10 protein-coding genes are annotated in these 9,159 nt (G+C 71.7%); 7 read left to right on the top strand and 3 right to left on the bottom strand.

What is annotated here, in order from left to right:
- Positions 1-2: 2 nt before the first annotated feature.
- Positions 3-1,238 (bottom strand): ABC transporter substrate-binding protein, encoded by a 1,236-nt coding sequence (locus tag AB0M02_RS06535; protein WP_364222375.1) that lies wholly within the window; start codon positions 1,236-1,238, stop codon positions 3-5.
- Positions 1,239-1,284: 46 nt separating this feature from the next.
- A complete protein-coding gene (locus AB0M02_RS06540) occupies positions 1,285-1,533 on the bottom strand; it encodes an SCO4226 family nickel-binding protein (protein WP_364222378.1) in 249 nt (82 codons plus the stop codon).
- A gap of 107 nt (positions 1,534-1,640) precedes the next feature.
- Between AB0M02_RS06540 and AB0M02_RS06545 the strand changes: the two genes are divergently transcribed.
- The 3 genes from AB0M02_RS06545 to AB0M02_RS06555 all read left to right on the top strand — a co-directional run bounded on the left by AB0M02_RS06545 (position 1,641) and on the right by AB0M02_RS06555 (position 5,605).
- Positions 1,641-4,556 (top strand): AAA family ATPase, encoded by a 2,916-nt coding sequence (locus AB0M02_RS06545; RefSeq protein WP_364222381.1) that lies wholly within the window; start codon positions 1,641-1,643, stop codon positions 4,554-4,556.
- A gap of 63 nt (positions 4,557-4,619) precedes the next feature.
- Complete coding sequence (locus AB0M02_RS06550; protein ID WP_364222384.1) at positions 4,620-5,219, top strand: hypothetical protein; 600 nt, start codon at positions 4,620-4,622, stop codon at positions 5,217-5,219.
- Positions 5,220-5,251: 32 nt separating this feature from the next.
- Entirely contained in the window at positions 5,252-5,605 is a 354-nt protein-coding gene (locus AB0M02_RS06555; RefSeq protein ID WP_364222387.1) for an MmcQ/YjbR family DNA-binding protein, read from the top strand.
- Here AB0M02_RS06555 and rnhA read toward each other — a convergent pair.
- Entirely contained in the window at positions 5,592-6,053 is a 462-nt protein-coding gene (gene rnhA / locus AB0M02_RS06560) for a ribonuclease HI (protein WP_364222390.1), read from the bottom strand. The genes AB0M02_RS06555 and rnhA overlap by 14 nt on opposite strands.
- A gap of 99 nt (positions 6,054-6,152) precedes the next feature.
- On the opposite strand from rnhA, the gene AB0M02_RS06565 reads away from it, so the two are divergent.
- The 4 genes from AB0M02_RS06565 to AB0M02_RS06580 all read left to right on the top strand — a co-directional run bounded on the left by AB0M02_RS06565 (position 6,153) and on the right by AB0M02_RS06580 (position 9,104).
- Positions 6,153-7,106, top strand: coding sequence for an ABC transporter ATP-binding protein (locus AB0M02_RS06565; RefSeq protein ID WP_364222393.1), 954 nt, complete (start codon positions 6,153-6,155; stop codon positions 7,104-7,106).
- Complete coding sequence (locus tag AB0M02_RS06570; protein WP_364222396.1) at positions 7,103-7,864, top strand: ABC transporter permease; 762 nt, start codon at positions 7,103-7,105, stop codon at positions 7,862-7,864. The genes AB0M02_RS06565 and AB0M02_RS06570 overlap by 4 nt, the downstream gene beginning before the upstream one ends.
- A 234-nt stretch (positions 7,865-8,098) precedes the next feature.
- Positions 8,099-8,425 (top strand): transposase, encoded by a 327-nt coding sequence (locus tag AB0M02_RS06575; RefSeq protein WP_364222399.1) that lies wholly within the window; start codon positions 8,099-8,101, stop codon positions 8,423-8,425.
- A gap of 46 nt (positions 8,426-8,471) precedes the next feature.
- Positions 8,472-9,104: an IS3 family transposase gene (locus tag AB0M02_RS06580; RefSeq protein WP_364222402.1), complete on the top strand. Its 633-nt coding sequence runs from the start codon at positions 8,472-8,474 to the stop codon at positions 9,102-9,104.
- Positions 9,105-9,159 lie beyond the last annotated feature (55 nt).

Raw genomic sequence — 9,159 nt, forward strand, 5'->3', positions numbered from 1 at the left:
CCTTACCCCCTGATGTATCGGGCCGCGGTCGCGGCGAGTGCCTGCTGCAGGCCGGCCAGATCCTTCTCGGTCGCGGTGGAGAAGACGCCGAGTGCGGCGTTCACCGCATTCTGCCAATCCTGGGTGCAGGCGGAGCCGTGTGCACAGGACGGAACCGGAGTTCCCGACCGCCAGTCCGCCATGGCGCCCACCTGGTACGCGGAGAAACCCTCGCCGCCCACGTCCGTCCGCGCCGGTATCGAGCCCTTGGCCCGGTTGAACGCGCGCTGCCCGTCGGCCGAGGCCACGGTCCTCAGCCAGCACCGGGTGCCCGCCGGGTTGGGCGCTCCGGTGGGCAGCACGAACGAGTCGGCGAGCCACTGGAAGACCCGGCCGTTGCCGGGAAACGTGAAGTGGCCGAGGCCGTCCGCGGCGGCCCAGTCGCCCATCACCAGATAGGCCGCCTTGCCGTCGGTGAGCAGGCGCCGCGCGTCCGGCCAGTCCCGCGAGTCCCGGTCCGCGTTGCTGTACGCGAGCAGAGCCGCATAGTCCTCCAGCGCCCCGGTGACCGCGCTGCCGCCCCAGTCGGTCGCCCCGTTGAACAGCCCGGCGAAGCCCTCCGCGCCGAGATCGCTGATCAGCACGGCCTCGAGCAGCATGAGCTGGGTCCAGTCGCGGCCCAGGGCGAGCGGCTCTTCGACCCCGGAGCGTTTGAGGGCCGCGAGATCGGCCATGAGGGCGCCGAGCGTCGCGGGCGGCCTCGTGATGCCGGCGCCCGCCAGCAGTTCCGGGTTGGACCAGACCACGTTGGCGCGGTGGATGTCGGCCGGCACCGAGTAGATCTTGCCGTTCACCGTGAGGTCCTCGACCAGTCCCGGGGGCAGCGCCTGGCGCAGCCCCCAGCCGGCGTAGTCGGCGGTGAGGTCCTGAACCCGCCCGGCCGCGATGTAGTCGTCGAGCTCCGCACCGGCGTGCACCTGGAACGTGTCCGGCGGGTCGTTGCGCTGGATCCGCGCGGCGAGCACCTGCTTCGCGTTGACCCCGGCGCCGCCGGCCACCGCGCCGTTCTCGAACTCGTGGCCGGGGCATCCGGCGGTGAAGCGCCCGACCAGGGCGTCCAGCCCGGCCTTCTCGTCGCCGTCGGCCCACCACGTGAAGACTTCGACCTTGGTCGCGGGATCGGGCTTCTCGGCACCGCAGGCCGGCGCCACCAGAAGGGTCAGGGCGCCGGCCGCGGCAAGGAGGCGGGGAAAGCGCATGGATGTACCGTGCGCTTCCCGGGAAAACGTGTCAACTCATGAATTATCAGACCTCGGATGCGATCTCGTACACCTCGGTGGTCGGGTGGCCGGCCCGCTCGTGGATCCGCATGACCGCCTCCTTGCTGGGCGCCGTGCTCAGGCAGAACGCCTTGCCCGACTCCGGGTCCAGCCAGGCCCGTTCGAAGTGCACACCCTCCTCGGCCTCGATCTTCAGGTCGGCATCGTGGGCCGCGTCGAGCTGCTCCTGCGTGACGCCGACGAATCCCTCGTGCACGTCCATGAACTTCGCCATCGAACTCCCCCTCGAAAAGAAAGACCGGTCCAGCATCTTCAGGGGGCGCCGGTCGGACATCGGTCATAACACCTAGGAAGTCGAAAACGCGTGCCTAAAGTCGCGCTGTGACGCTCACCAGTCCCGTGCTCGTCGGCCGGGACGACCTGCTCGCGCTCGCCGCCCGCCGGGTGGACGAGGCCGCGGCCGGGCGCGGTGAGCTGCTGCTGCTCGCCGGCGAGGCCGGCATCGGCAAGACCCGCCTGCTCCGGGAGATCACCCGGTACGCGCGCGAGTCCGGGTTCGCGGTGCTGGCCGCGGGCGCCGCGCCGGGCGACACCGAGGTGGCGGCCGGCCTGATCACCGACCTGGCCGCCGAGATGCGCCGCAGCCCGCTGACCGCCGTGACCGGCGAACGGATCACCCACCGCCTGCGAGACGGAGACCAGGGCGAACCGGCACGGCAGCGGCGGCTGCTGCTCGCCGATCTCGCCGACCTGATCGAGCAGGCGGTGGGGGATCGGCCGCTGCTGATCACCGCGGAGGACCTGCACTGGGCCGACGACCTGACCCTCGACGTGCTGGCCCGGCTCGGCCGGCGCTCCCGGGAGCTGCCGATGCTGCTCGCCGGGACGTATCGCAGCGACGAGCTCTATCCGCGCGTGCCGATGCGGGCGTGGCGGACCCGGCTGCTGACCCAGCGGCACGCCGAGGAGGTGCGCCTGCCACGACTCGGCCCCGCCGACACGGCCGTCCTGGCCGCGGCGATCTCCGGCACCGCGCTGCCCACCGCGGTCACCGCCCACGTCTTCGCCCGCAGCGACGGCATCCCGCTGCACGTCGAGGAGTTCCTCGCCGCCGCGGACAGCCTGCCGGACACGCTCGCCGACGCGGTGCTGGCCCGCGCCGGTCAGCTGTCACCGGCCGCCCGGGACCTGGCCGCGGCAGCCTCGGTGCTGGGCCGCTCGTTCGACCTGGACCTGCTCACCGCGATCCTCGACCGGGGATCTGGGCCGCGACCGGGCGTGGGCGAGATCGACGCGGGGATGCGCGAACTGGCGGAGCGGTTCTTCGTGCAGCCGCGTGGCGACGGCACCGCCTTCGACTTCCGCCACGCGCTGATCCGCGACGCGCTCTACGCCGATCTCACCCCGCTGCGCCGGCGCGGCCTGCACGCGCGGGCGGCCGAGGCGGCCGTGCGGGCCGGGTTCGCCGCGGCGTTCGTCAGCGACCAGTTCGAGCGTGCCCAGCGCCCCGCCGAGGCACACGCGCACGCGCTGACCGCCGCCGCCGAGGCCGCCGCCCTCTCCGCCCACCAGCAGGCCGCCGAACTGTACCGCCGCGCCCTCCGCACCATGCCCCCCGAACCCAGGCCCGGCACCGCTGCCGAGAGCGTGACCGCTGCCGATCGCGCCGCCCTCTACGCCGCGCTGGCCACCGAGCTGGCCGCCATCGACGACAACGCGGCGGCCGACGACCTCTACCACCGCGCCTACCGCCTCCGGCTCGACTCCGGCGACCCGCTCGGCGCCGCCGCCCTGCTCCCCGACCGGGTAGCCGTCCGTCACCTGCTCGGCGACTCCCTCGACCAGCGCGTAGCCGCCCTGAGAACCGGCCTCGACCTGACCTCCGACACCGGGACCCGCGCCCGCCTCCACGCCGCTCTGGCGGCCGCCTACATGCTGGACCGTCGGCTCCCCGAGGCGATCGAGGACGGCGAACTCGCCCGCTCGATGACCGCTGACGACCAGGATCCGGCGCTGGCCTGCAACATCGACGCCACGGTCGGCTCGGTGCTGCTCTTCGCCGGGCGGCTGGCCGAGGGGCGGGACATGCTGGAGCGGTCGATCGCGCGGGCCGCCGGCCGGCACCTGGAAGGTGAGGCGGCTCGCGGCCACCGGATGCTCGGCTCGTCGGCGTCCGTGCTGGTGGAGTACGACCTGGCGGAACGGTCCCTGCACGAGGGCATCGCCTACGCGGAGCGGGTCGAGCGGTTCAACGACGTGCACTACATGACCGCGCACCTGGCACACGTGCTCTGGGCCACCGGCGACTGGGACGGTGCCGGCACGCGGGCCCGGCTGGCGCTCGCTGACGGCCGGGGCGGCATCACGACGCGCATCACCGCGCTGCACGTCCTCGGCTATCTGCATCTCGGGCGCGGCGCGCACGCCGAGGCCGAGGCGGCGCTGACGGAGGCGGCGGGGCTGGGCGGCGGCATGCGTGAGCTGCAGCGGATCTCACCGGCCTGGTGGGGGCTGGCCGAGCTGGCGCTGCTCACCGGCCGTCCGGGCGCGGCCGTCGAGCGGTGCGAGCTGGGATTCGCGGCGTCGGCCAGGGTGCATGACGCGGCATACCTTTTTCCGTACGTGGTGACCGGCACCCGCGCACACTTGGCCACGTCGGGGCCGACCGCGGCGCGGGACTGGCTGGACCGGGCCGGCGGCCTGGTGGCCGAGCGCGGAATCGCCGGGACGCTCGGTGTGCTCGGCCACGCGCGCGGGCTGATCCACCTGCACGAGGGGCAGACCGGCAAGGCGCGCGAGGAACTGGCCGCCGCCGGCGCGTTCTGGACGAGCCGGCGGCGGTTCTGGGAGGGCGCGGCGGTGCTGCTGGACCAGGCCCGGTGCGCCCATCGGTCACGGCGCCCCGCCGAGGCCGCCGCGCTGGTCGCCGCGGCCCACGACGCCTGGCGGGCAACCGGAGCAGACCTGCCCGCGACCTGGACAGCGGGCACCCCGCCCCTGCCGAGGTCGGCGGCCGCGAGCGCGGGCGGCGTGGCGGTTCTCGGGCGTGCGGCGGTTGGGAGCGGGGGTGCCCCGGCGGGGCGGCGGGTGATGGCCGAGCTGTCGGCGCTGTCCGCGCGGGAGCTGGAGGTGGCTCGCCTGGTGGCCGCCGGGCGTACCGACCGGGAGATCGCCGGGACGCTGCGCATCTCACCGCGGACGGCGGGCGCGCACGTCGAGCACATCCGCACGAAACTGGGCATGTCAAAGCGTGCGCAGATCGCCGGCTGGCTGGCGAGGGTTGAGCCTTCGAGCTAATTCGATCGTGGTAAGTCAAACGGGCCATAGCTCGCGGTCTATCAAATTAGCCAGAATTCCCCTATGAGCGCTCCGGGTGACATCGTGATCCTGCTTGTCCTCCTCGCCGCGTTCGTCTCCTGTGCGGGATATGCGGCGGGCCGCCTCCACCAGCGACGTCAGCACGCGCCGGACCGGGAGGAGGCGTACCTCGACGGGTACGAGAAGGGGACACGCAGCGTGTTCAGCATGGCCGCGCGGGCGGCCGGGCGGCGGCGGGACCGTTCCCCGATCGCGGGCTCGTCTCCCGTACCCCCAAAAGCGGAAACCGACGAACCGACCGTGCCCGTCGACAAGCCCGCGACGCCGCAGGCGGAGCCGACCCGGCAAACACAGGTCGGGTTCCCGGCGCCGCCGCCGCATGTCGGTCCCGGCCTGCCGCCGCCCGCCGCGGCCGGTGGTGTCACCTACTCCGCGTTGCCCGACCCCCGTCAGACGGCCGCGGACATGGTGCCCGAGCAGCGTGAACCGGAGGCGCGCGAGGGACGGCACACGGTGCCCGAGGAACTTGTCCGGGCCGCCACCTATCGCCTCCCGCCGGACCGGGTGGCGAGGGCGAAGGTCCGGGAGCCGGAGGAGTCCGGCGAGCCGACGAAGCCGGTTCCGCGACCGCGAGGTGCCTGAAGCTGTCGTACCCCGGGTCTACCGTCCGGGGCATGGTTACCGTCGATGATGTCCGCAAGGTCGTGCGCGACCTGCCGCGCAGCGAGGAACACCTGATCCGTGACCGGGTGAAGTTCCGGGTCGGCCCGATCGTCTACGTCGCGTTCTCCCGGGACGAGACGGTGATGGGCTTCGCCTTCCCCAAGGAGGAGCGGGACGCGCTCATCGCCTCCGCGCCCGAGACGTTCCACCTGCCGCGCGAGTCCGACCTGCGATTCCACTGGGTGCAGGCGTGGATGGCACGGCTCGATCCGCAGGAGATGACCGAGCTGGTGATCGACGCCTGGCGGATGGTCGTGCCGAAGAAGGTCTGGGCGGCCTACGCGGAACGTCTCACCGCCCGCTGAGCGCCTCGCGCAGCCCGCGGGCGGCCAGCCGGTCGGCGCGCTCGTTCTCCGGGTGGCCGTTGTGGCCCTTCACCCAGTGCCAGCGCACCTCGTGCCGCTCGACCGCCGCGGCCAGGCGCCGCCACAGGTCCTCGTTCTTGACCGGTTGCCGTGCCGAGGTGAGCCAGCCGTTGGCCTGCCAGCGGGGCAGCCACTTGGTGATGCCGTCCCGGACGTACACGCTGTCGGTGTAGATGTCGATCACCAGCGGCGCCCGCTTCAGCGTCTCCAGAGCCTGGATCGGAGCGGTCAGCTCCATCCGGTTGTTGGTGGTCGGCGTGGCCTCGCCGCCACAGAGGTCCTTCTCCGCGGTGCCGTAACGCAGGACGGCGCCCCACCCGCCGGGGCCGGGGTTGGGCACACACGCCCCGTCGGTGTAGATCTCCACCACGCGGCTCGGGTCACTCATGGCGGGCACCCTACCTCCGGGTGAGCCACTCCATCCTCCGCACCACCGCGACCGGGCGTGGCGGGCGCCGCCGTAAGGTGGCCGTGGCGGGCGGATTCCGTGCGGACCGGATGGGCGGGACTGATGGTGGGTGGCGACGCAGCCGCGGTTGAGGTACGAGACGTCGTCGTGCGCTGGGGCGACACGACGGCGGTCGACGGCGTGTCGCTGTGCGTGCCGCGCGGGCGGGTGCTCGCCCTGCTCGGCCACAACGGCGCCGGCAAGACCAGCCTGCTGCAGGTCTGCGAGGGTTTCCGGCGCCCGGACGCCGGCGAGGCCCGGGTGCTCGGGCTCGACCCGATCGGTCAGCACGACGAGCTGATGCCGCGGCTCGGCATCATGCTGCAGTCCGGCGGGGTCTATCCGTGGGCCGCCGCCGGCGAGATCCTCCGGCTCTTCGCGTCGTTCGCCGCCAACCCGTTGAACCCGGAGATGCTGCTCGACCGGCTCGGCCTGCGCAAGGTGGAGCGCACCCGGTTCCGCCGTCTCTCCGGCGGTGAGCAGCAGCGGCTCAGCCTCGCGGTGGCCCTGGTCGGCCGCCCCGAGCTGGTCTTCCTCGACGAGCCGACCGCCGGCATGGACACCGAGGCGCGGCACACCACGTGGCAGCTGATCGAGGAGCTGCGGGCCGACGGCGTCTCCGTCCTGCTCACCACGCACCTGCTCGACGAGGCGGAACGCCTCGCCGACGACGTCGTGATCATGCGGAGCGGCAAGGTCGCCGTCACCGGCACCCCGGCCGAGCTCACCGCGGCGGCCGGCATCGACCTGCTCGAGGTGCGCGCCGACCCGGGACTCGACCTGACCGGGCTGCGCGCCCGCCGCACCGTCACCGAGACCTCCCCGGGGGAGTACTCGATTGCCGGCACCCTGGACACCGCCGGGCTGGCCGAGGTGCTCGCCTGGTTCGCGAGCGTGGACGCCCGGGTCACCGCGGTGAGCAGCCGCCGGCGCACCCTGGAGGACGTCTACCTCTCCCTGACCACGCCGAATCCCGTAGGAGCGGCCCAGTGAGCGCCGGAACCTTCACCCCGGCTCCCGGCCGGGCGCCGATGCGCACGATCATCGCCCGTCAGCTGCGGATGGAGCTGCTGCTGACCGCGCGCCGCGGCGAGGCCGTCGTGCTGGCGATGGGTGTGCCACTGCTGGTGCTGCTCGGCGCCGGCCTGTTCGAGGTCACCAACCTGCCGACCGACGACCGGCTCGGCTTCGTCGTACCGGGTGTGCTGGCGCTGACCGTGATGTCGACCGCGTTCACGGGCCAGGCGATCACCACGGGATACGAGCGCAGTTACGGCGTACTCAAAAGGCTCGGTGCCTCCCCCCTGACCCGGCCCGGCCTGCTCCTCGCCAAGACCGGCTCCGTGCTGGTCCAGATCGTGCTGCAGGTGCTGATCCTGGCCCTGGTCGGCTTCGCGGTCGGCTGGCGCCCGGAGGCCGGCGCGCTGCTGCCCGCCGCCGGGATCACCGTGCTGGCGGTGGCCGGATACACCGGGCTGGCACTGCTGCTGGCCAGCGTCCTCAAGCCGGAGACCACCACCGGCGCGGCCACCCTGATCTACGTGGTGATGCTCTCGGTCGGCGGCATCATGTTCGCCGCACCCGACCTGGGCGCCGCGGGCTACTTCGTGCTGCCGCTCGCCGCGCACGCGGACGGCCTGCGCGAGACCCTGATGCACGGCGCCGCGGTGCCGCTGCCGATCTGGCTCAGCCTCGGCACGTGGGCCGTCGTCTGGCTGCTAGCCGCCGCCCGCAACTTCCGCTGGGAGTAGTCCGCAAAATTGCGTGTGGAGTTCGGGTTTGTACGAGGGCCGAACTCCACACGCGTTGGGGTGTGTGGAGTTCGGGTTGCTATGGGGGCCGAACTCCACACGCGTTGGGGTGTGTGGAGTTTGGGTTGCTATGGGGGCCGAACTCCACACGCGTTGGGGTGTGTGGAGTTCGGGTTGCTATGGGGGCTGAACTCCACATGAGCTTCCCCCGGTTTGCCGGACACTGAGGGTGAGGTGGTCGACGGCATCGCAGGAAGGATGCCGTCCATGCCCGCTCCTCATCCCGCAGAGTTCCGGCAACGGGCCGTCGCGCTGGCCCGCACCGGCGGTAAAACGATCGCGCAGCTCGCCAAGGATTTGAGCATCTCCGAGTCTTGTCTGCGGAATTGGCTGGCCCAGGCCGACGCCGACGACGGCGGCAACAACACGGAACGGTTGACCAGCACTGAAAAACAGGAGCTCGCGGTTTTGCGGCGGCGTAACCATCAGCTCGAGATGGAAAACGAGATCCTGAAACGAGCCGCCGCCTACTTCGCCCGGGAGAACATCCTCCCAAAGTAGATATCGGCTGGTCCGTGAACTTGCCGCCGACGGACTCGACGTCGCGGTGGCCTGCCGATTACTCGATGTGTCCCGTTCCGGATACTACGAATGGAAAGACCGGCCGCCCTCGGTCCGGGGCCAGGACAACGAGATCCTGCTCAAGCAGATCGAGAAGATTCACGAGGAATCGCGGAGAACCTACGGTTCGCCGCGGGTGCACGCGGAGTTGACCATCGGGCTCGGTCTGGTGGTCAACGAGAAGCGGGTGGCCCGGCTGATGCGCCAGGCCGGGCTGCAGGGCCTGTACCGGCGGCGCCGGCACGGCTGCACCATCCGCGACCCCGACGCTCAGCCCAGCGACGATCTGGTCAACCGTACGTTCGTCGCCACCGCACCGGACCGGTTATGGGTCACTGACATCACTGAGCACCCCACCACCGAAGGCAAACTGTATTGCGCCGCCGTTCTCGACGCGTTTTCCCGCAGAATCGTCGGCTGGTCCATCGCCGAGCACATGAAAACTGAACTGGTCCTGGACGCACTCGGTATGGCCATGTTACGCCGCAATCCGATCAAGGACGAAACAATCCTGCACTCCGACAGTGAGAGTAAAGGGGCCGGCGTTCCCAGGGGTCCTGACTCGCACAGCGATGGACACGACAGGATGCTGGTGCCGGGCGCTCTCAGGGGTTCCTGACCCTCACTCCGATCGACGAAGTTGTCTTTCCCCGGATCTGTCGGTCCCTTGGGAA

The sequence above is a fragment of the Actinoplanes sp. NPDC051861 genome (genome assembly GCF_040681145.1).
In the GTDB taxonomy this organism is placed as follows: Bacteria; Actinomycetota; Actinomycetes; order Mycobacteriales; family Micromonosporaceae; genus Actinoplanes.